The 22,000-nt window shown below is 42.6% G+C and carries 16 protein-coding genes; 5 read left to right on the forward strand and 11 right to left on the reverse strand.

From position 1 onward, the window contains the following. Positions 1 to 56: 56 nt before the first annotated feature. The 3 genes from P2E05_RS00085 (at position 57) to P2E05_RS00095 (ending at position 8,255) form a co-directional block, all read left to right on the forward strand. Positions 57 to 4,994, forward strand: a complete 4,938-nt coding sequence (locus tag P2E05_RS00085; protein ID WP_272657978.1) for a DNA repair ATPase — start codon at positions 57 to 59, stop codon at positions 4,992 to 4,994. Between the two features lie 2 nt (positions 4,995 to 4,996). Further along, positions 4,997 to 5,572, forward strand: coding sequence for a rhomboid family intramembrane serine protease (locus P2E05_RS00090; RefSeq protein WP_154622060.1), 576 nt, complete (start codon positions 4,997 to 4,999; stop codon positions 5,570 to 5,572). A 166-nt stretch (positions 5,573 to 5,738) separates the two neighbouring features. Beyond that, positions 5,739 to 8,255: a penicillin acylase family protein gene (locus P2E05_RS00095; protein WP_196714140.1), complete on the forward strand. Its 2,517-nt coding sequence runs from the start codon at positions 5,739 to 5,741 to the stop codon at positions 8,253 to 8,255. Between the two features lie 34 nt (positions 8,256 to 8,289). Here the strand turns inward: P2E05_RS00095 and P2E05_RS00100 are convergent, their stop codons facing one another. Further along, positions 8,290 to 8,952, reverse strand: a complete 663-nt coding sequence (locus tag P2E05_RS00100) for a helix-turn-helix transcriptional regulator (RefSeq protein ID WP_154623586.1) — start codon at positions 8,950 to 8,952, stop codon at positions 8,290 to 8,292. 74 nt (positions 8,953 to 9,026) lie between these two features. Here P2E05_RS00100 and P2E05_RS00105 point away from each other — a divergent pair, with 74 nt between their 5' ends. After that, positions 9,027 to 10,436, forward strand: coding sequence for an MFS transporter (locus tag P2E05_RS00105; protein WP_276122964.1), 1,410 nt, complete (start codon positions 9,027 to 9,029; stop codon positions 10,434 to 10,436). 106 nt (positions 10,437 to 10,542) lie between these two features. Here the strand turns inward: P2E05_RS00105 and P2E05_RS00110 are convergent, their stop codons facing one another. Then, positions 10,543 to 12,024, reverse strand: coding sequence for an MFS transporter (locus P2E05_RS00110; RefSeq protein ID WP_154623588.1), 1,482 nt, complete (start codon positions 12,022 to 12,024; stop codon positions 10,543 to 10,545). A gap of 94 nt (positions 12,025 to 12,118) precedes the next feature. On the opposite strand from P2E05_RS00110, the gene P2E05_RS00115 reads away from it, so the two are divergent. Further along, positions 12,119 to 12,655 carry a TetR/AcrR family transcriptional regulator gene (locus tag P2E05_RS00115; protein ID WP_154623589.1) on the forward strand — a complete coding sequence of 179 codons (537 nt, stop codon included), beginning with the start codon at positions 12,119 to 12,121 and terminating at the stop codon, positions 12,653 to 12,655. A 175-nt stretch (positions 12,656 to 12,830) separates the two neighbouring features. Here the strand turns inward: P2E05_RS00115 and glmS are convergent, their stop codons facing one another. The 9 genes from glmS to atpE all read right to left on the reverse strand — a co-directional run bounded on the left by glmS (position 12,831) and on the right by atpE (position 21,983). Continuing rightward, positions 12,831 to 14,663, reverse strand: a complete 1,833-nt coding sequence (gene glmS, locus P2E05_RS00120) for a glutamine--fructose-6-phosphate transaminase (isomerizing) (protein ID WP_272657980.1) — start codon at positions 14,661 to 14,663, stop codon at positions 12,831 to 12,833. Positions 14,664 to 14,834: 171 nt separating this feature from the next. After that, positions 14,835 to 16,205 (reverse strand): bifunctional UDP-N-acetylglucosamine diphosphorylase/glucosamine-1-phosphate N-acetyltransferase GlmU, encoded by a 1,371-nt coding sequence (gene glmU, locus P2E05_RS00125; RefSeq protein WP_154623591.1) that lies wholly within the window; start codon positions 16,203 to 16,205, stop codon positions 14,835 to 14,837. A gap of 126 nt (positions 16,206 to 16,331) precedes the next feature. Then, positions 16,332 to 16,757, reverse strand: coding sequence for a F0F1 ATP synthase subunit epsilon (locus tag P2E05_RS00130; protein ID WP_154623592.1), 426 nt, complete (start codon positions 16,755 to 16,757; stop codon positions 16,332 to 16,334). 21 nt (positions 16,758 to 16,778) lie between these two features. Continuing rightward, positions 16,779 to 18,161, reverse strand: a complete 1,383-nt coding sequence (gene atpD, locus P2E05_RS00135) for a F0F1 ATP synthase subunit beta (protein WP_154623593.1) — start codon at positions 18,159 to 18,161, stop codon at positions 16,779 to 16,781. Positions 18,162 to 18,195: 34 nt separating this feature from the next. Continuing rightward, complete coding sequence (gene atpG, locus P2E05_RS00140; protein WP_154623594.1) at positions 18,196 to 19,059, reverse strand: F0F1 ATP synthase subunit gamma; 864 nt, start codon at positions 19,057 to 19,059, stop codon at positions 18,196 to 18,198. Positions 19,060 to 19,114: 55 nt separating this feature from the next. Beyond that, positions 19,115 to 20,656, reverse strand: a complete 1,542-nt coding sequence (gene atpA, locus P2E05_RS00145) for a F0F1 ATP synthase subunit alpha (RefSeq protein WP_154623595.1) — start codon at positions 20,654 to 20,656, stop codon at positions 19,115 to 19,117. A gap of 14 nt (positions 20,657 to 20,670) precedes the next feature. Beyond that, positions 20,671 to 21,204 (reverse strand): F0F1 ATP synthase subunit delta, encoded by a 534-nt coding sequence (gene atpH, locus P2E05_RS00150; RefSeq protein WP_154623596.1) that lies wholly within the window; start codon positions 21,202 to 21,204, stop codon positions 20,671 to 20,673. Positions 21,205 to 21,216: 12 nt separating this feature from the next. After that, a complete protein-coding gene (atpF, locus tag P2E05_RS00155; RefSeq protein WP_163860454.1) occupies positions 21,217 to 21,687 on the reverse strand; it encodes a F0F1 ATP synthase subunit B in 471 nt (156 codons plus the stop codon). 56 nt (positions 21,688 to 21,743) lie between these two features. Then, complete coding sequence (atpE, locus tag P2E05_RS00160) at positions 21,744 to 21,983, reverse strand: F0F1 ATP synthase subunit C (protein WP_004393045.1); 240 nt, start codon at positions 21,981 to 21,983, stop codon at positions 21,744 to 21,746. Positions 21,984 to 22,000 lie beyond the last annotated feature (17 nt).

Here is a 22,000-nt window from a genome sequence, read left to right on the forward strand (position 1 = left end):
AAGTATCACCTGTATATGTCTTGTGTTTTTGTTATAGCCAAGGAAATCAGCGATACATGTCAATTCAGGAAACAGATCACGAGCAGGAAATACTGGATAGCGCGGTTGCACAAGGTGGCGCATATGAAATATTACGCAAACGCCTCACCGAGCAAGGGCAACAGCTTCATCAAAAAGCAGTGCAGCTCAATGACAGTCGTTTGCAAGAGTTCGGCCAAAGCCAAATGGATATTATTGGTCGTATCCGTATTCGCACAGAAAACAATTGCCAAGCAAGGGATATTGTTCGTGTCGGTGAATGGCTTCTGTTTGGTTATAACGTCTTCTTAGGTCTCAAAAAAGAAACCCACATTGAAGATGTGTTTTCACTGTATCGGCTAATCGATAACCACGGTGAATTTGATGTTGAAGAAGCCCCTTATGAAGGGACATTCCTGAGTGATCCTCGCTTTACCCAAGACTTTACCGAGTTATATACCTACTACAAAAATACCCAACTGCTACAGCTCGTCGAGCGTGATGGAAAACTGTTAGCTAGTTTCCAAATTGGCGATCGTATCACCGATGTCAGGGTCTTCCGCTGGTCTATCTCCAGTGATAAAAGCAAAATCGATTATATCGATAACCGGGGTGAACGTGATATCGCACTACCTCCAGCCTATGATTTCGAATGGGTTAAAACCACGCGTGAAAATACGGTAAATGGCCGATTTCCACATATTAATATTTTAGATACCGTCTTCGTCGAAACTATCGGGGGTGATCTCACGATTAAGTGTGAAAATAACACGGAAGATGGTCTCGGAATTTATCGAGAAGCGGTTTTAGATAAAAACCAATCCCTCGATGATGCGCAGATTGAATATGCTCAAACTGGCAGCCTTATCTTATTAAAGATATTACCTTATCGGGAAGAAAGTTGGCGCTATCTCGTTTACAACACGCTCACTCAAACCGTTCAACGGATTGATGCTATTGGCCAAGCATGTGTGCAGTTACCTGAAGATCACGGCATTATTTTCCCTGGTGGCTATTATCTACAAAATGGTGAATACAAAACCTTTGACCAACCCATGGATGGCATGCGCTTTCGCCGTTTACGTCGCTCCCCCAATGGTGAAGATGTTCTCTATGTGTTTTATTCACCAAATCAAGGCCGCATTGCCTTATTTAACTACAACTTGATTGAGCGAAAACTGGCTATTCCGCTGATCGGGCATGGTTATGCCATGCTTGAAGATGGAAAAATGGTGTTATTTGAAGGTGAAGGAGATGAAGCCACTCGTGTTCATCCTATGCAAGTCTGGCAAACACCGTTTTATTCCGAAGAATTTGCAGATCAACAACCTCCACGTAGTGGCTTTTTTGGCCGCATTGGTAATGCTGACCTTGTGCGCGGTATTTCAGAAATCTTACATATCGCCAAAGAAATTGAAGGTAATCAAGTTTCCGTTACCCGTTACGAACAACTGAGCCAGCAGCCCAAAAACTTGCTGGATATCTATTATTGGTTCAATGACGAATCGTGTTTAGGTATTGGTAAATTACTCAAAGAGATCACGCAAACTAGCGAATTGGTCTTAGATGAGTATGAAAAAGTCGAGAGTATCCGCCAGCAATCAGCAAAATCGATGAGCGAAGCGGTTAGTCGACAAAAATCGTTGATTTCTTTAACCCTTCCTGAAAGCTGGGATGATATTCAACAGTTTGTTGATGGGTTAAATGCACTGAGTGCACAGCGTGGTCATCTGATTTCTCTACGCGAATTCCGTTATATGGATTTAGCAAAGCTCGCACAAATGGAAGAGGAAATCACCGAAGCGCAACAATATGTTTCCCAATCGACAGCGACGTTCCTAGCCAGTGACAAAGCGCTACAACCGTTTAAAACGCAACTCGCTACGTTTGAAGAACAGGTGGAGAACGCCCAAAATAGCGCTCAGTTAGATATCCCAATGAATGGCATGGAAAAAATGTCTGCCGACTTGGATATGCTATCGAACTTAATGGCCTCTCTAAAATTTGACGATGTGACCCAGCAAACCCATATTATTGATGCTATTTCACAAATTTATGCTCAATTAAATCAGTCTCGCGCTCGCTTACAACAAAAACGTAAATCCCAAAGCAGTGTTGAAACGGTCGCCCAATTCGGCGCACAATTCCGCTTATTCAGCCAAGGTATTACCAACGCGCTCTCTCTTTCTACAGATCCTGAACGTTGTGATGACCAATTGTCACGATTATTAGTGCAGTTAGAGGAATTAGAAAGCCAATTCAGTCATCATGATCAATTTCTCGATGATATTCTCTCTAAGCGCGAAGAGTTGTTAGAAACCTTTGAATCACACAAGCAAACGCTACTGGATGAACGCCAGCGCCGTTCACAAAATTTACAAACCGCAGCAGAGCGTTTATTAGAAAGTCTACAGCGTCGTACTTCACGCTTGCAGTCACAAGATGAACTCAATGCCTTTTTTGCTTCTGATCCATTAGCAGCAAAAACCCGCGAAATCATTGAAAAACTGAGAGAAATCAACGATAACGTCAAGGCTGACGATATTGATGCTAAATTGAAGGCCGCACGTGACCAAGCAATTCGTACACTGAGAGATAAAACAGATATATTTGAAGATGGCGGTAATGTCATTAAATTAGGGCCTCGCCATCGCTTTAGCGTTAATACCCAAGAGCTTGATTTAACCATTTTACCTAAAGATAACCAGCTTTGGTTGTATCTCACAGGAACAGATTTCCAAGAACCGATAGATAATCCACAGTTATCCAAATTGCAGCCTTATTGGACTGCAATGCTTGAATCTGAATCGGATAATGTGTACAGAGCTGAATATCTTGCCTATTCAATTATCTATGCAGCAAGCAAACGCCAAGATGGACTCGACTATAATAGTCTCAAGTCAGCGTTATCTGTACCAGAGAAACTAGAAAAAATTGTCCGTGACTTCGCAGCTCCCCGCTATAAAGAAGGTTACGAAAAGGGAATTCATGATCATGACGCTATAGCGATTTTGAAAAAGTTAATTCCGGTTGGTGAAAGTGCCGATTTACTGCGTTATAACCCAACATCGCGAGCAATTGCGGCGATTTTCTGGGAAAAAATGCAATCTCATGATTACCCAGCACTGTGGCCAGAACGTGCCAGAACAGCGATGAATATTCAGCAATTATTTCACAATGATGATGCGTTACTGGATTTACAAGCTGAAATTGAGGCTGATATTAGCCTCTTTCTACAAGAACACCCTATCGCATGTGAAAGCTATCAACAAACTCAGGCAGCAGAGTATCTCAGTTTTGCTTTAGCGCGCACCCCTATCGAGTTAGTTTACAGTAAATATGCACGTGACTTAGTCGTCGCCTTACAGAGTCGATTAGAAGAAGCACATATGTGGATCGATTTTAATCGTTCACAACAGAACCTTTCAGATCGCTATGCTCAGCGCTGGGCCTTGATTCAAAATTGGTTAAAAGGGTTATGCTCAAATTCAGAATTTGCCCATCTCACGCCTTATATTCCTGGCGCAATCGCCATTATTATCTTAGATAAGGTCGCTTCTGCACGTTATAGTGAGGCGGATCTCTATTTCAAAGTGAGTGGTTTGCTTGGCGAGCATCCAATGATTGAGAACCAAACGCTGTCATTGAGCTTAGATAACTATTTCAGTCGCATGCGTCAGCAGAGAAAGCAATTTATACCGGCATTCCGTGAGTACCAAGCCCTACGCCAACGCATTGTTATTGATGAACGTCGTCGTTTGAAGTTACATGAATTCAAAGCACGCCCGTTAAGCTCTTTTGTACGCAATAAGCTCATTAATGATGTCTATTTACCCATTATCGGCGACAATATGGCAAAACAAATCGGTGCTCTCGGTGAGGGCAAACGTACCGACTTGATGGGCCTACTTTTAATGATCTCCCCGCCGGGCTACGGAAAAACGACGCTCATGGAGTATGTTGCTGACCGTCTAGGCCTAATTTTCATGAAAATTAACGGCCCTGCATTAGGTCATGAAGTGTTATCGCTCGACCCTGAACAAGCTCCCAATGCAACCGCAAGACAAGAGCTAGAAAAACTCAATTTAGCCTTAGAAATGGGCAATAATGTCATGCTGTATGTTGATGATATTCAGCATACCCATCCAGAGTTCTTACAGAAATTTATTTCTTTGTGTGATGGCACAAGACGCATTGAAGGGGTTTGGAAAGGAAAAACCAAAACATATGATATGCGCGGGAAAAAATTCTGTGTTGTTATGGCGGGTAACCCCTATACAGAATCCGGTGAAGTGTTCCGCATACCTGACATGCTTGCAAACCGAGCTGATATCTATAATTTAGGGGAAGTCCTTGGTGGCATGGATGATGCCTTTGCATTAAGCTACATTGAAAACAGTTTAACTTCAAATTCAGTATTGGCTCCACTTGCCTTACGTGACCTGAATGATCTCTACCTGCTCGTAGATAAGGCTATGGGGAAATCAATCTCCACCAATGCGTTAAACTACCCTTATTCAGATGCAGAAATCAGTGAGATCGTTGCAGTGATTAAGCATCTAATCACCTTGCGGGATATCGTGCTTAAAGTAAATCAGCAATATATCGCGAGTGCTGCGCAATCCGATAAATATCGAACTGAACCCGCCTTCCGCCTACAAGGTAGCTATCGCAACATGAATAAATTAGCTGAAAAAGTTTCATCCGTTATGAATGAGGAAGAACTTGAGCGTTTATTAGATGATCACTACCTAGGTGAAGCGCAATTACTCACGACAGGGGCTGAAGAGAATTTACTCAAACTAGCCGAGATCAGAGGTAGGCTTACTGAACAAGAAGCTGCGCGTTGGCAACAAATCAAGAAAGACTTCATGCGCAATAAAGCACTTGGTGGAGATAATGCCGATATTGGTGATCGAGTTGTTGCCCAACTCGCCGATCTGGTTGAAAGCGTACAAGCACTAGGCCAGCACTGATGATGAAGCAATGGCTAAGTCAGCGTTTAAAATTACTCGCTATTTTAGCTGGGCTATTGGTTATCATCCAAGTAATCAATAGCCTAACCGGTTATGCTCTCACGCGCTTCGGTATTATCCCGCGAGAGGTAAATAGTTTAATCCGTATTCCACTTGCCCCCTTTATTCATGGTAGTTGGGGGCATTTACTGAGTAACCTACCACCTTTACTGATCCTCAGTGCAATCCTTATGCATAGAACTATTCGTGAATATGTATATGCCTCATCATTTATTATTATTACCAGCGGATTAGCGGTTTGGCTGGTTGGTCGCTATGCCATCCATGTGGGTGCAAGTGGTTGGATTTTTGGGCTTTGGGGACTACTGATTGCTCAAGGCTTCTTTAGACGCCAACTTGTCGATATCCTCATTGCATTATTGGTACTCTTTTATTTTGGTGCCATGGCAGCAGGCTTACTCCCTATTCATCAATATATTTCGACTGAGTCACATATAGCTGGTGCAATATCCGGCATTTTCTATGCTTGGTGGATTAATCGCCGTAAAAAAAAGCCCCTTTCATCTACAGAACGCTAATTTACAACTAATGTGATTAGATTCACTTTTAATATTTTTTTATTTTTTATGTATCCTTTTTTATCTACTTAGTTCACATATTAATAATTTAACCATTATTTAACCCTTCATTTACAAATTAGTGATTGTTAGTCTCATAATACAATAAAAAATGGAGGCTCATCTGATGAAGAAAAATAATATATTATCTGCAATGGTTATTTTTGGATTCGCAACACTTGCATCCACCAGCTACGCTGAACCGAATAAAATAAAGATAGATCGTGATAGCTACGGTGTTCCACATATCTATGCAGATGATGTTTATAGTCTTTTTTATGGTTATGGCTATGCCGTCGCCCAAGATAGACTTTTCCAAATGGAAATGGCCAAACGCAGTACACAAGGCACGGTTTCGGAAGTACTAGGTAAAGATTTCATTGCTTTTGACAAAGATATCCGCAGTAATTACTGGCCAGATTCTATCCATCAACAGATCGACAACCTTCCCAAAAAAGAACAAGATATTCTACGAGGCTACGCCGATGGCATGAACGCGTGGATAAAACAAGTCAATACCACACCTGATAAACTCATGCCTAAACAGTTCATGGATTATGGTTTTACCCCCTCTCAATGGAACAGTTTTGATGTTGCTATGATTATGGTCGGTACCATGGCTAACCGTTTCTCTGATATGAATAGTGAAATCGATAATTTAGCCTTATTAACCGCCTTAAAAGATAAATATGGTGAACAAAAAGGGTTAGCGGTATTCAACCAAATAAATTGGCTGAATAATCCTAATGCCCCCACCACTATTGACGCTCAAGAATTCACTTATCTAGATACAAAAAATAAAAACAATCAATCACAGGTGAATCAAATAGGTGATTATCGCCTAATGCCGCCGATGTTTGAACGTCCTGCTAAAGATGCCTCTGGCAAATTAATCGCATTAACAACACAGCAAAATAGTCAATTGATAGCCAAACAATATGCGCAAAGTGGTGCAAATGGCTTAGCGGGTTATCCAACAACAAGTAATATCTGGGTTGTCGGGAAAGCAAAAGCTGATGGCGCCAATGCAATTTTGCTAAACGGCCCACAATTTGGTTGGTTTAATCCTGCTTATACCTACGGGATTGGTTTACATGGCGCTGGTTTCGACTTAGTGGGTAACACCCCCTTCGCCTATCCCGCCATATTATTTGGTCATAATGGCAATATCGCGTGGGGATCAACGGCTGGCTTTGGGGATGGCGTTGATATATTTGCAGAAAAATTGGACCCACAACGCCCTGATTATTATCAACACCAAGGCCAATGGAAAAAAATGCTCAGCCGCCAAGAGATAATTAATGTGAAAGATGCCCCGTCCGTTACATTAGATATTTATCGAACAGTGCACGGTAATGTCATGAAAACAGATGATAATGCCAATATCGCGTACAGCAAGGCACGTGCATGGGATGGAAAAGAGGTCTCTTCTTTAATGGCATGGGTAAAACAAGCACAAGCCAAAAATTGGCAACAATGGCAAAATCAGGCACAGAACCAAGCCTTAACCATCAATTGGTATTATGCAGATAAAGACGGCAATATTGGTTATATCCATACTGGGCATTATCCTGAACGCCAAGAAAATCATGACCCTCGACTCCCCGTTCCCGGCACTGGTGAATGGGACTGGAAAGGCATGCAGCCCTTTGCTAATAACCCGAAAGTGTACAACCCTAAATCGGGTTATATTGCTAACTGGAATAATTCCCCAGCAAAAAATTACCCCGCGAGTGACTTGTTTGCGTTTTTATGGGGATCTGCTGATCGCGTCACAGAAATCAATAAGCTAATAGAATCAAAGCATCTGTTAAATCAAGAGGACATGTGGGATATTCTAAAACAGACGAGTCGTGTTGACCTGAATCATCGCCTATTTACCCCTTATATTCTGCGTGCGACACGCGATTTACCTGCCGATGACGATGCCGTAAAACTTGCATCTATTCTTAACCAATGGAATGGAATTAATTATCTTTCAAAAGAGGGCAAACATTATATTCAACCAGGCTCAGCAATATTGGATATTTGGCTAAAAGAGATGCTAAAAGCCACGCTGGGCCAAACAGTCCCCGCTCCTTTTGATAAATGGTATTTAGCCAGTGGCTATGAAACAACACAAGAAGGTCCTACAGGCTCATTAAATATTAGTACAGGCGCAAAAATCTTATATGAATCATTATTAGGGCAACAATCTGCTATTCCACAAGCTATTGACCTATTTTCAGGGAAATCACAAGATGATGTTATTCGCCAAGCATTACGTACAACTTATCAGCAAATGACCCAGCAATATGGTCATCATCCTGCGAGTTGGCAAACTCCAGCGACAGCACTAACTTTTAGAGCCAATAATTTCTTCGGTGTTCCTCAAGCTAATAGCGCAGAAAGTCTACACCAAAATGAATATCATAATCGAGGAACCGAAAATGACTTGATTGTGTTTAGCGACGATAAGGTGAAAGCTTGGGATGTTGTTGCTCCAGGACAAAGCGGTTTTATTTCACCGCAAGGAAAACCATCTCCTCATTATCAAGACCAATTATCCCTTTATGAACAGTTTGAAAAAAAACCATTGTGGCTCACTGCTGAAGAATTGGCTCCCCATATCGAAACCAGTGAATTGATTGAAGTTACAAAATAGTCTCTCAACATGGCCGAGAGCAAACTCTCGGCCTTTATTTTATTTTCTGAATACGGTAAACACAGCGCCCACCACCATTGAGTAAATACTGCTCTCGCTCAATCGTAACTTCATCGCCCATAATTTCACGAAATAATTGTAATTCGGAGCGACAAAAATTTTGGCAAACAGTCGCCGCAGCACAGATTGGGCAATGGTTTTCAATTAATAACCAACTGTCCCCCTCTTGTTCAATACGTGCCATATAACCCTCTTCACTACGAATATCGGCTAATGCCTGTAGTCGTTCAATAAAAGGTCGCTGCGCACAACGAGATAGATATTTGGTTTTAATTGCACTTTCTCTTTGGCTAATCAGTTTTTCTAGCCCTTCATTCCCAAAAATACTTTTTACTGAATCAATGAGCTGCAACGTAAGCTGTGCATGCGTATCTGGAAAACGCTGATGTCCTAATTCAGTCAGCACCCAATTCTGCCTCGGTCGACCAGCACCTGTTTGAGAAGTGCACTGCACCCCCTCAACTAAACCTAGTGATAGCAATTTTTGAAGATGTTGGCGGACAGCTTCCCCCGTCATGGCTAAGTCTTTTGCAATCACAGCGGTTGAGATAGGCGCTTTAGTTTTGATACAAAACAACACTTTATCAACCGCTTGGCTGAGATTTAAATTATCAAAGTAATTACTTGCATTAATCATGATGCCACTCTAATATCCAAGCTAATACTTGGATATTAACTTTTTTTTAACTCTCTCGTCTAGCAGGTCTCGCTATGAGCAATGATCCATCAACGACAAATCAAGCCAAATGGGCTGATTTACTCAGTGGCACTAATGCATTACTGACTATCGCCCTTACTGGTGGTGTCGCACTCCATACGATCAACATTTATATCGTTACAACGATTCTTCCGAGCATTGTCAATGATATCGGTGGCCTAGAATATTATGCATGGAATACCACTATATTTGTTGCCACCTCTATTGTCGGCTCAACATTATCAAGCAAAATCCTCAACCAATTAGGACCTAAATTTGCTTATTTAACCGCCTTATTTTTATTTTCATTAGGGTCGATTTGGTGTGCCGCTTCCCCTTCAATGCTAACGTTACTTGTCGGACGTGCGCTTCAAGGGCTAGGGGGCGGTATTTTATTTGCCTTAAGCTATGCATTAATTCGCATTGTTTTTACCGAAAATCTCTGGTCACGTGCTATGGGGGTCGTTTCCGGTATGTGGGGAATTGCCACGCTCTGTGGGCCTGCAATTGGTGGGATATTTGCCCAAGGTGGACATTGGCGCTGGGCTTTTTGGTCATTATTGCCAGTTGCTGTTTTTCTTACTTTAATTGTTGTTAATCAATTACCTAAAAAAACAAACCAACAACCACAAACCAGTAAATTGCCTTTTCTTGCTATTACATTATTAGTTGCTTCTGTGTTAGCGATTTCGATCGGAAGTTTATCTCAAGAACTCATATTTAATGTCGTGGGTCTGCTAGTTGGCATCACCATGCTGATTACCATTGCTCTCATTGATGGTAAGCAAGGTAAACGCTTACTCCCTACAGGCACTTATTCATTCAAAAATCCGCTTGCTATCATTTACTTAACGATGAGTTTACTGGTTGGTGGTATGACAACGGAAATTTATGTCCCTTATTTCTTACAAACTATCCATCAATTTTCTCCATTATCAGCAGGTTATCTCACCGCAATTATGGCCGCAGGTTGGACAATTGGCGCATTACTTAGTGCGAATAAAACGGGTCCACTCGTATTAAAAATACTTCGTTTAGGCCCAATTATTATATTTATCTCATTAATCTTACTGGCTATTTTAACGCCTAATACAAAATTAGTGGATTCAATACTTCTGTTTGCCATCTATTTAATTGCCATGATGGGAGTTGGTCTAGGAATTGGTATTTGCTGGCCACATCTTGTTTTAAAGGTTTTTAACGTCGCCCCTAACGGCGAAGAGAATCTTGCATCCTCATCAATTATTACCGTTCAACTGTACGCAACAGCACTATCAGCTGCATTAGTTGGTGTAGTAGTCAATAATAGTGGACTTATTAGCCCTGGAGGGTTAGCTGGAGCCCAACAAGCTTCAATCTGGTTATTTGCGCTATTTGCTATTTGCCCCTTCTTTGGTGCATTACTCATCAGAAAGATTCAATAACCCTGTAGGCCAAGAAGCAAATATGCATTCATTGCAGAGATAAATAAGAGATTATTATCACAATAGGGAAGTGTTTTTGATGGCACTTCCCTTTAATTATTAGCCTTTATGTTTTGCGAAAAAAATGAGGAATAACTAATGAGCAAAGAATCAAAATAATAATTGTTGATATCATTACGCCACCAAATGCTTGATCGAAAGCAGTATGCGCTTGGTTAATCAAGATATTTGCACTCTCTTGTGGCAAATGCTCCGCGATAATAAAAGCTTCATCAATGCTATCATAAGCTTTCTCATCCACCGCTAAGTTGTCTGGTAACGATAGCTTCATTGTATAAATGGCGCTCATCAATCCCCCCATAAAAGTCACCCCCAACACACTACCGATTTCATAAGCGACTTCTTCAATTGACGCTGCCATACCCGCTTTTTGATCAGGTGCATTCAACATCACTGTGGTTGAGGCGGTAGTAAAAATCACACCAAGACCAAAGCCAATCAAAAATAAGTATGCCAATAATATGAAACCGGTAGCAGTTTGGTAAACATAATTAAGGCCGATGACACCGATCAAGGTACAGACGAAACCAAATATTGTTAACCGTCTCTCGCCAATTTTATGTAATAACATTCCAGCTAATGGGCCAGCCAATACCGAGGCGATAGGGATAGGAATAATATACAGAGCCGCTTGAAACGGTGTATATCCCATCACAAGCTGTAATCTTTGGCTTAACAGAAGCTCGACGCCAACAATGATGACCATCGATAATATTGCCATTAAGATACCCGCACTAAAGCGTGGGTTAGCAAATAGCTTAAAATCAATCATTGGCGAATCAGATGACATTTGTCTACGGCTAAAGATACACAAGAACCAAACACCTATGATGCCTGCAACAATAAACGCCCACCAATTCGTATAAGGCTTACCAAGCTCTTTTAGGGCATAAATAGTACCAACTAACCCAATAAGCACTAACACAGAGCCGATATAATCGATTTTTTGTGAACCTTCTCCGCCACATTTAGGAATTAAAAAGTAAGCGAAAGGCAATACGAATAATACTACCGGTACATTGATTAAAAATACAGAGCCCCACCAAAAATGGTTAAGCAATATACCGCCAACGAGTGGACCGATAGCGGCGCCACCTGACGCAACAGCCGACCAAATCCCTATCGCAAGAGCACGCTCTTTTGGATCTAAAAAAACATGCCTAACAATTGATAACGTTGCGGGCATGCTCATTGCAGCCCCTACGGCCAAAAAGCCTCTTGATAAAATCAAGCTCAATGCAGTTGGGGAAAATGCAGCGCACAAAGAGGCGATGGCAAATAAAGGTAACCCTAAAAGAAACATCACCTTATGACCTATACGGTCACTAAGCATCCCCGCTGCCGGTAATAATCCCGCGACAATTAACGGATATGCATTCATAATCCATAATTTTTCGGAGGATGTGGCGCCTAAATCATGTGTTAATCGAGGTAGAGCCGTGTATAACACCGTTACATCGATCACAATGAGAAACAGTACACTTGATACTAAAAGTAAAATAATCCAGCGTTTATAATCAGCTAGCATAAAATCATCTCAACAAGTTTATTTAATCATCATTTATTAATGATTGTGCTACAATATAAATCCATACGTATGTATTGAAAAGGGGTTTTGTTAAATGGGACGTCAACGAACAATCGATCGAGATAAAGTGCTCGATGCTGCTGAAGAGATTGTGCTCACACAAGGAGCCGCCGCTCTAACCATTGATGCCGTGGCCAAATCCATGGGAATTTCTAAAGGTGGTGTGCAATATTGCTTTGGTAACAAAGATGCTCTCATCGATGCGATGTTTGAACGTTGGGGATATACCTATGAACAAATATTCAATCGTGAAATAGAAAAAGATAATTCACCTGAGAATCGAATTAATGCCCATCGGCTCGCGACGTATGAACACGATAAAGTCGCTATGGCGAAAGGGGCAGCATTGATGGCAGCTTTATTACAAACGCCAGAATACCTAGAAAGTACACGTCATTGGTATCGCGACAGATTGCGTCATTTAGACACCTCGACCGAACAAGGAAAACGCGCTCGATTGATGTTTCTTGCCACTGAAGGTGCTTTTATGTTGCGCTATTTTGGATTGATGGAAATTGATGAAGATGAGTGGCAATCCATGTTTAACGATATGTCACGATTATTAAGCTAATCATCTTACAACTCAATGACAGGCTGCTAACCGCTGAATTATCGTCATCAATAATATCATCCTCTCTGACTACCCCAGAAAACCCTCGGTTTGATAACATTAAATAATAAAAAACCCGACTATATAATTAACGATATAATCGGGTTTAAGCTATTCACGTCTTTATTTCACAGTATTATTCAACTGTCACTGATTTAGCTAAGTTACGAGGCTGATCAACATCGGTTCCTTTGATCAACGCCACATGATAAGACAATAGCTGTAGTGGCACAGTATAGAAAATCGGTGCGATAAGCTCTTCAACATGTGGCAGAGAAATAATTTTCATATTTTCACTCGCCTCAAAGCCCGCATCTTGATCAGCAAATACATATAACAAGCCACCACGTGCACGAACTTCTTCAATGTTAGATTTTAATTTTTCTAACAGTTCATTGTTCGGTGCAATGATAATCACTGGCATATCTGCATCAATCAGTGCCAATGGGCCATGTTTTAACTCACCAGCTGCATAGGCTTCAGCATGAATATAAGAGATTTCTTTGAGCTTCAACGCCCCTTCAACGGCTATTGGGAACTGCTCGCCACGGCCAAGGAATAAGGCATGGTTTTTATCCGAGAAATCTTCCGCCAGCGCCTCAATCACTTTATCGTGAGATAACATACTTTCAATGCGTGCTGGTAACGCGTGTAACGCATTCGCGATGTTCTCTTCTAACTCTGGATTCGCGCCTTTAATGCGCCCCATATACGCAACCAACATCAACAGTACCGTTAATTGAGTGGTAAACGCTTTCGTTGAAGCAACCCCAATTTCAGCACCAGCCTTAGTCATTAAAGCAAAATCAGATTCACGCACTAGCGACGAACCCGCTACGTTACAAACTGCTAAAGATGTTAAGTAACCTAATTCTTTCGATAAACGTAACGCTGCTAATGTATCCGCGGTTTCACCTGACTGAGAAAGCGTAATCATTAAGCTGCCTTTACGGTGAGCAGGCTTACGATAGCGGTATTCAGAGGCAATCTCTACATCACAAGGAATTCCTGCTAAAGATTCAAACCAGTAACGAGCCACCATTCCCGCATTATAAGAGGTTCCACAAGCAACAATTTGAATATGCTCAACTTGCGATAAAATATCTTCTGCTTTAGGGCCTAATTCACTAAGGTCGATACCATTGTCTTTACTAAAACGCCCTTCAAGGGTGTTTTTGATCGCCATTGGCTGCTCATAGATTTCTTTTTGCATATAGTGGCGATAAATACCTTTATCACCTGCATCGTATTGAACATTTGACTCTATTTGTTCACGTTCAACTGGTTCACCTTGATGATTAAAGACACGTACTGTACGGCGAGTCACTTCCGCAATATCCCCTTCTTCGAGATAAATAAAACGACGTGTCACAGGTAATAATGCCAATTGATCCGATGCTAAGAAGTTTTCGCCAACACCGAGCCCAATAACTAATGGGCTTCCCGAGCGAGCAGCGACTAATAATTCAGGAGTACGGCTATCCATGATCACGGTACCATAGGCACCACGTAACTGAGGGATAACACGTTGAACAACTTCAACTAAAGAACCGCCTTTTTGTTGCTCATGATGAACAAGGTGAGCAATCACTTCAGTATCAGTTTCAGAACTAAAGACATAACCGAGCTGTTTCAGCTCTTCTTTTAATTCCAGATAATTTTCAATAATGCCATTATGTACAACAGCAATGAAACCAGAAGTATGCGGATGAGCATTACGTTCGCTTGGAACACCATGAGTAGCCCAACGCGTATGCGCTATACCTGTACCGCCAGATACTGGGTTTTTCTCTGCTTCTTCCGCCAGCATTTGAACTTTACCGACTTCACGTAAACGCTGAAGATGACCTTCATGATCAACAACAGCCATACCTGCCGAGTCATAACCACGGTATTCAAGACGACGAAGACCTTCAATGAGAATTTCTGCGATATCACGTTGTGCGACAGCACCTACAATTCCACACATATTTAATTTATTCCTAAACAAAGAGCCGTAGCCCTTACGATGTCGCTACCTGATTGTTATTACAGCTTTTGCTGTTTCCCCAAGCCTTGTAGAGAATGGGGTTATTATATTTTTATCTATTTAATACTAATAAATGGAGGAGAAACTTCGTCTCCTCCTTTAAAATTTATCTTATTTTTTCTTGACTGGACGTTGCCAGTTTTTAATGTGCACTTGTTTAACACGGCTAACCACTAACTCACCTTCATTAATATCACGAGTGACTGTCGTGCCTGCACCAATGGTTGCGCCATTTGCAACAGAAACTGGCGCGATTAGCTGGGTATCCGATCCAACAAACACATCATCGCCGATGACCGTTTTATATTTATTCGCGCCATCGTAGTTACACGTAATCGTTCCTGCGCCAATATTTACATTATCACCCACTTCTGCATCACCTAAATAGGTCAAGTGGCCAGCCTTGGAGCCGAGGCCTAATGATGCATTTTTCATTTCAACAAAGTTGCCAACATGGGCTTTAGATGCCAATTTAGCACCAGGACGCAAACGAGCAAAAGGACCTACCGTACATTCGGTAGATAATTCAGAGTTTTCTATCACTGAATAAGGGCTGATCACTGAGTTATCACCAATAACACAGTTTTTCAAAATACAGCCAGATTGAATATGTACGTTATGACCTAAAGTGACATTTCCTTCAATGATCACGTTAGTATCAATGATCACATCTCGACCATGGGTTAAGGTTCCGCGTATATCGAAACGTTCAGGATCAATTAGCATCACGCCGGCTAGGAGTAATTTCTCTGCCTGCTCTTTTTGATAAACACGCTCAAGAGCCGCTAATTGTAAACGGTTATTGACCCCTTCCATTTCGCTCAAACGGCTAGGATGAACAGTTTCTATCTTATTACCTTCTTTATGTGCCAATGCAATAACATCAGTAATATAGTATTCACCTTGGGCATTATTGTTATTCAGTTGAGCTAACCAACGTTTGAAGTCTTTACCACTCGCAACCATGATCCCAGTATTGATTTCTTGAACCTTAAGTTGTTCTTCTGTAGCATCTTTTTGCTCAACAATACCAACAACTTCACCCTGTTCACGAATAATACGGCCATAACCCGTTGGGTTATCTAAAATCACCGTTAATAAACCAATCCCCCCTTTAGGCTTAGCATCAACCAAGCGCTGTAGGGTATCTTGAGCGATCAATGGCACATCACCATAAAGCATAATGATGTCTTCATCGTCTTGAAAATGAGGTGCTGCTTGTTGCATGGCATGCCCTGTTCCCAATTGCTCTGCCTGCAAGACCCAATTAAGGTTTTGTTCACCCAATTTCTTTTTCAGTAAATCGCCACCATGCCCATAAACGAGATGGATGTCTGATGCCCCAATTGATTTTGCAGTATCAATAACATGCTGAACCATTGGTTTGCCTGCCAATAAATGCAAGACTTTAGGCAATTCTGAATACATTCGAGTGCCCTTACCAGCAGCAAGAATGACGACACTTTTTCTTTGCACAGTCATAATTTCCTGAAACTCCAACTTTAGGGTGAAAGTAAACCTATTTCCTACGTAAAATACTACATATTTCGCACAAATAAAAAAGCCAGTCAGGGATTAACCGACTGGCTTTTCTTTATACTGCCTTCATTACATCAGCTTTTTAGTTAACTCGATCACTCGAAGTTTCGCTATTGCTTTCGCAAGTTCTGCCGATGCCTGAGCATAATCAACATCACCGTGAGCTTTACGGACATGTTCTTCCGCTCTGCGTTTAGATTCCAGCGCACGCGCCTCATCTAAATCTTTACCACGGATAGCTGTATCAGCCAGCACGATAACGCCATTTGGTTGAACTTCTAAAATACCTCCGGAGAGGTAAATTAACTCTTCTTCACCAAACTGCTTAGTAATACGTACCATGCCCGGTTTTATGGCAGTCAGCAGTGGGGTGTGCTGTGGGTAAATACCCAGTTCACCTTCACTACCTGTCACCTGAATTTTTTGTACCAGTCCGTCAAACATCTGTTTTTCAGCACTGACAACTGTCAGGTGGTATGTCATTGCAGCTACCATATCAACCTCCCGTCAGCCAGATTAAAGCTTTTTAGCTTTTTCCACAGCTTCTTCAATGGTACCAACCATGTAGAACGCTTGTTCTGGCAGGTGGTCGTAATCGCCGTTCAGAATGCCTTTGAAGCCACGGATAGTGTCTTTCAGGGATACGAACTTACCTGGTGAACCAGTAAAGACTTCCGCAACGAAGAATGGTTGAGACAGGAAGCGCTGGATCTTACGAGCACGAGCAACAACCAGTTTGTCTTCTTCAGACAACTCATCCATACCTAGAATTGCAATGATATCTTTCAGTTCTTGGTAGCGCTGAAGGATAGACTGAACGCCACGTGCAACATCATAGTGCTCTTGACCAACAATGAGTGGATCAAGCTGACGGCTGGTGGAATCCAGAGGGTCAACCGCAGGGTAAATACCCAGAGAAGCGATTTGACGGCTCAGAACCACGGTTGCGTCCAAGTGAGCAAAGGTTGTTGCTGGTGATGGGTCAGTCAAGTCATCCGCAGGTACGTAAACAGCCTGTACTGAGGTGATAGAGCCCGTCTTAGTAGAAGTGATACGTTCTTGAAGAACACCCATCTCTTCTGCCAGTGTTGGCTGATAACCTACAGCTGAAGGCATACGACCTAACAGAGCGGATACTTCAGTACCTGCCAGTGTATAACGGTAGATGTTATCCACGAACAACAGAACATCACGGCCTTCGTCACGGAATTTTTCAGCCATAGTCAAACCGGTCAGTGCAACACGCAGACGGTTTCCTGGTGGCTCATTCATCTGACCATAAACCAGTGATACTTTGTCAAGAACGTTAGAATCCGTCATTTCATGATAGAAGTCGTTACCTTCACGGGTACGCTCACCAACACCAGCGAATACTGAGTAACCTGAGTGCTCAATCGCGATGTTACGGATAAGTTCCATCATGTTTACTGTTTTACCAACACCCGCACCACCGAACAGACCTACTTTACCACCTTTAGCGAATGGACAAATCAAGTCCATGACTTTAATACCGGTTTCTAGCAGTTCTGTTGAACTTGATAGTTCTTCGTAGCTTGGCGCTGCACGGTGGATAGACCAACGCTCTTCTTCGCCGATGTCACCTTTCATATCAATAGGGTCACCTAGAACGTTCATGATACGTCCTAAAGTTGCTTTACCTACTGGTACTTCAATTGGGTGCTCTAAGTTTTTAACTTCTAAACCACGGCTTAGGCCATCTGATGTCCCCATTGCGATACAACGGACAACACCACCGCCTAACTGTTGCTGAACTTCCAGCACCAGCTTTTCTTTACCGTTAATAACCTCAAGAGCATCGTACACTTTTGGTACTTCATCTTGAGGGAACTCGACGTCCACAACGGCGCCGATTACCTGGATAATCTTTCCAGTAGCCATCTTGAATCCTCTACGTAATTCGTAAACCTAGCTGTTAAACCGCGGCAGCACCCGAAACAATTTCGGTAAGCTCCTGAGTAATGCTGGCCTGACGAGCTTTGTTGTAAACCAACTGCAACTCTTTGATCAGGTTTCCACCATTATCGGTAGCTGCTTTCATTGCTACCATTCGTGCGGCCTGCTCACTAGCCAGGTTTTCAACGACGCCCTGATAAACCTGCGACTCGATATAACGACGCAGCAGGGTATCCAGCAACGCCTTAGGATCGGGTTCATATAAATAATCCCAAGATTTTTTCTTCAAGGTTTCATCATTACTTTCAGGTAATGGAAGAAGTTGAAGAATAGTTGGCTCCTGAGACATTGTATTGATGAACTTATTGGTCACCACATACAGTTTATCCAAACGCCCTTCATCATAGGCTTGTAGCATAGAGTTAACTGGACCGATCAAATCAGAAAGCGTTGGGTTATCCCCCATTCCTGTAACCTGAGTGACGACATTGCCGCCGACAGATCCAAAGAATGAAACTGCTTTAGAACCGATCAAAGCCAAATCAACTTGAACGCCTTTTTCAGACCATGTTTTCATGTCTGATAGTAGTTTTTTGAACAGGTTAATGTTCAAACCACCACACAAACCACGGTCTGTAGAAACAACCAAATACCCAACACGCTTAACTTCACGCTCTTCAAGGTATGGGTGTTTATATTCCAGATTACCTAACGCAAGGTGACCAATCACACTGCGCATAGTTTCTGCATAAGGACGGCTGGCCGCCATGCGTTCCTGCGTTTTACGCATTTTGGACGCCGCGACCATTTCCATCGCTTTAGTGATCTTCTGCGTGTTTTGCACGCTGGCGATCTTGGAACGTATCTCTTTTGCGCCGGCCATTTCTGCTTCTCCTTATTAACCAGACGGCCCATTAAAATTCACGGGCCGAATAGTATTACCAGGACTGAGTTGCTTTAAATGATTCGAGCAGTTGTTTCAACTTACTTTCGATATCATCGTTATAGTTACCCGCCGGGCCGATTTGATTCATAAGGTCAGCATGCTCGCGCAATGCATAAGAAACTAATGCAGCTTCAAATGCACCAATTTTCGCTAACTCAACATCTTCCAAATATCCACGTTCTGCCGCAAACAGAGACAGTGCCTGCTCTGCAACTGACATTGGTGCATATTGTTTCTGTTTCAGCAATTCAGTTACTTTCTGACCATGGCTCAACTGCTTACGCGTAGCGTCATCAAGGTCTGAAGCAAACTGGGAGAATGCTGCCAGTTCACGATACTGAGCGAGTGCTGTACGGATACCACCAGACAGTTTCTTGATAATTTTTGTCTGAGCAGCACCACCAACACGCGAGACTGAAATACCTGGGTTAACCGCTGGACGAATACCAGAGTTAAACAGGTTAGATTCCAGGAAGATCTGACCATCTGTAATCGAAATTACGTTAGTCGGAACGAATGCAGAAACGTCACCAGCCTGAGTTTCAATGATAGGCAACGCTGTCAATGAACCCGTTTTACCTTTAACTTCGCCTTTTGTGAAGTTTTCAACATACTCAGCGTTAACACGAGCAGCACGCTCCAGCAAACGTGAATGCAGATAGAAAACATCACCAGGGTAAGCTTCACGTCCAGGTGGACGACGTAGCAACAGAGAAATCTGACGATACGCAACGGCTTGTTTAGACAGGTCATCATAAACAATCAGTGCATCTTCACCACGGTCACGGAAGTATTCACCCATCGCACAACCAGAGTATGGTGCTAAATATTGCAGAGCAGCTGATTCAGATGCCGTTGCAACAACAACGATGGTATTTGCCAGTGCACCATGTTCTTCTAGTTTACGAACAACGTTAGAAATTGTTGACGCTTTCTGACCGATAGCGACGTAAACACATTTGATGCCTGAGTCGCGTTGGTTGATGATTGCATCGATTGCCAAAGCAGTTTTACCTGTTTGACGGTCACCGATAACAAGCTCACGCTGACCACGACCGATAGGAATCATCGCATCGACTGATTTATAACCAGTTTGTACAGGCTGATCAACCGATTGACGGTCGATAACACCTGGAGCAATGACTTCTACAGGAGAGAAACCATCGTGCTCAACAGGGCCTTTACCATCAATAGGCTCACCCAGTGTATTCACTACACGTCCTAGCAGGCCACGGCCAACTGGAACTTCAAGAATACGACCAGTACATTTTACTTTCATGCCTTCTGCTAAATCAGCATAAGGACCCATTACAACAGCACCAACGGAGTCGCGCTCCAAGTTCAATGCAATTGCATAACGGTTGCCAGGCAGTGCGATCATTTCACCCTGCATGACTTCGGCTAAACCGTGAATACGAATGATACCGTCACTAACGGATACAATCGTACCTTCGTTGTGAGCTTCACTCACAACATCGAACTGAGCAATACGCTGTTTGATCAGTTCGCTGATTTCGGTGGAATTCAGTTGCATATGCTCCAGTCCCCTTAAGACTGCAAGACGTCAGTTAAACGCTCTAAGCGACCGCGGACACTCCCGTCAATAACGAGGTCTCCAGCACGAATAATCACTCCAGCAATAACAGACTTATCAATTTTGCAATTCAGCTTAACTTTGCGTGACAGACGTTTTTCCATCGCTGCAGAAATTTTGGCTAACTGCTGTTCATTCAGTTCGTTGGCAGAAATTACATCAACTTCAATCGTTGATTCCATGGTATCACGCAATTGGATAAATTGAGTTAATACTTCTGGTAGCGTACTTAGACGCCCGTTTTCAGCCATAATACGAATCAGATTTTGAACATGCTCGTCAATTTCATCTCCACAAACAGAGATAAACGTTTTTGCTAATCTTTCTGGCGCAATAGAACCAGAAAGTAGCTCACCAACCTGTTCATTGCGCGTCACCTCAGAGGTGAAGGCCAGCATATTTTGCCATTTTTCAACAGACTGGTTTTCCACAGCAAAGTCAAAAGCTGCTTTGGCGTAGGGGCGAGCTACAGTAGCGATTTCAGACATGCCCCTCCCTCCTTACAGTTCAGCGACTAGTTTATCAACGATGTCGCTGTTAGCAGCTTCATCCACGGAACGTTCAATGATCTTCTCGGCACCTGCGACAGCAAGCATCGCAACCTGTTTACGTAGCTCTTCACGTGCACGTTTGCGCTCAGCATCAATTTCTGCTTGAGCTTGTGCGACGATTTTTGCACGTTCTGTTTCAGCTTCTGCTTTGGCTTCTTCAATCATCTGGCTGCGTTGTTTATTCGCTTGTTCGATGATGACCTGAGCTTCTGCTTTTGCTTTTTTCAGTCGGTCGGTTGCGTCGGTTTGCGCCAGTTCCAGGTTCTTTTTAGCACGTTCTGCGGAAGATAAACCGTCAGCAATTTCTTTTTGACGTTTTTCTATGGCCGCCATAATCGGTGGCCATACATACTTCATACAGAACCAAACAAACAGGACAAACGCGATAGCCTGGCCGAGGATTGTTGCATTTAGATTCACAGACAATACCTCTTGTTAATTAATAAGTTAACGTTCTAAGTGTTCTGTAACTAAAGTTAGGCAACAGCGAACATTACATACAGGCCCAGACCAACAGCAATCATCGGAATAGCATCGACAAGACCCATTACGATAAAGAACTGAGTACGCAGCAGAGGGATTAAATCTGGCTGACGAGCAGCACCTTCTAAAAATTTACCACCTAGGATGCCGATACCGATCGCAGCACCGATCGCCGCTAAACCCATCATAATAGCAGCAGCCATGTACAGCAGATCCATATTCAGGTTTTCCATGACAGTCTCCAGTTTGT

Source organism: Providencia stuartii, assembly GCF_029277985.1.
In the GTDB taxonomy this organism is placed as follows: domain Bacteria; phylum Pseudomonadota; class Gammaproteobacteria; order Enterobacterales; family Enterobacteriaceae; genus Providencia; species Providencia zhejiangensis.

Excerpts from the sequence above, each read along its gene's own strand:
- P2E05_RS00085 (WP_272657978.1), top strand. The coding sequence starts at position 57 with ATGTCAATTCAGGAAACAGATCACGAGCAGGAAATACTGGATAGCGCG.
- P2E05_RS00090 (WP_154622060.1), top strand. The coding sequence starts at position 4,997 with ATGAAGCAATGGCTAAGTCAGCGTTTAAAATTACTCGCTATTTTAGCT.
- P2E05_RS00095 (WP_196714140.1), top strand. The coding sequence starts at position 5,739 with ATGAAGAAAAATAATATATTATCTGCAATGGTTATTTTTGGATTCGCA.
- P2E05_RS00100 (WP_154623586.1), bottom strand. The coding sequence starts at position 8,952 with ATGATTAATGCAAGTAATTACTTTGATAATTTAAATCTCAGCCAAGCG.
- P2E05_RS00105 (WP_276122964.1), top strand. The coding sequence starts at position 9,027 with ATGAGCAATGATCCATCAACGACAAATCAAGCCAAATGGGCTGATTTA.
- P2E05_RS00110 (WP_154623588.1), bottom strand. The coding sequence starts at position 12,024 with ATGCTAGCTGATTATAAACGCTGGATTATTTTACTTTTAGTATCAAGT.
- P2E05_RS00115 (WP_154623589.1), top strand. The coding sequence starts at position 12,119 with ATGGGACGTCAACGAACAATCGATCGAGATAAAGTGCTCGATGCTGCT.
- glmS (WP_272657980.1), bottom strand. The coding sequence starts at position 14,663 with ATGTGTGGAATTGTAGGTGCTGTCGCACAACGTGATATCGCAGAAATT.
- glmU (WP_154623591.1), bottom strand. The coding sequence starts at position 16,205 with ATGACTGTGCAAAGAAAAAGTGTCGTCATTCTTGCTGCTGGTAAGGGC.
- P2E05_RS00130 (WP_154623592.1), bottom strand. The coding sequence starts at position 16,757 with ATGGTAGCTGCAATGACATACCACCTGACAGTTGTCAGTGCTGAAAAA.
- atpD (WP_154623593.1), bottom strand. The coding sequence starts at position 18,161 with ATGGCTACTGGAAAGATTATCCAGGTAATCGGCGCCGTTGTGGACGTC.
- atpG (WP_154623594.1), bottom strand. The coding sequence starts at position 19,059 with ATGGCCGGCGCAAAAGAGATACGTTCCAAGATCGCCAGCGTGCAAAAC.
- atpA (WP_154623595.1), bottom strand. The coding sequence starts at position 20,656 with ATGCAACTGAATTCCACCGAAATCAGCGAACTGATCAAACAGCGTATT.
- atpH (WP_154623596.1), bottom strand. The coding sequence starts at position 21,204 with ATGTCTGAAATCGCTACTGTAGCTCGCCCCTACGCCAAAGCAGCTTTT.
- atpE (WP_004393045.1), bottom strand. The coding sequence starts at position 21,983 with ATGGAAAACCTGAATATGGATCTGCTGTACATGGCTGCTGCTATTATG.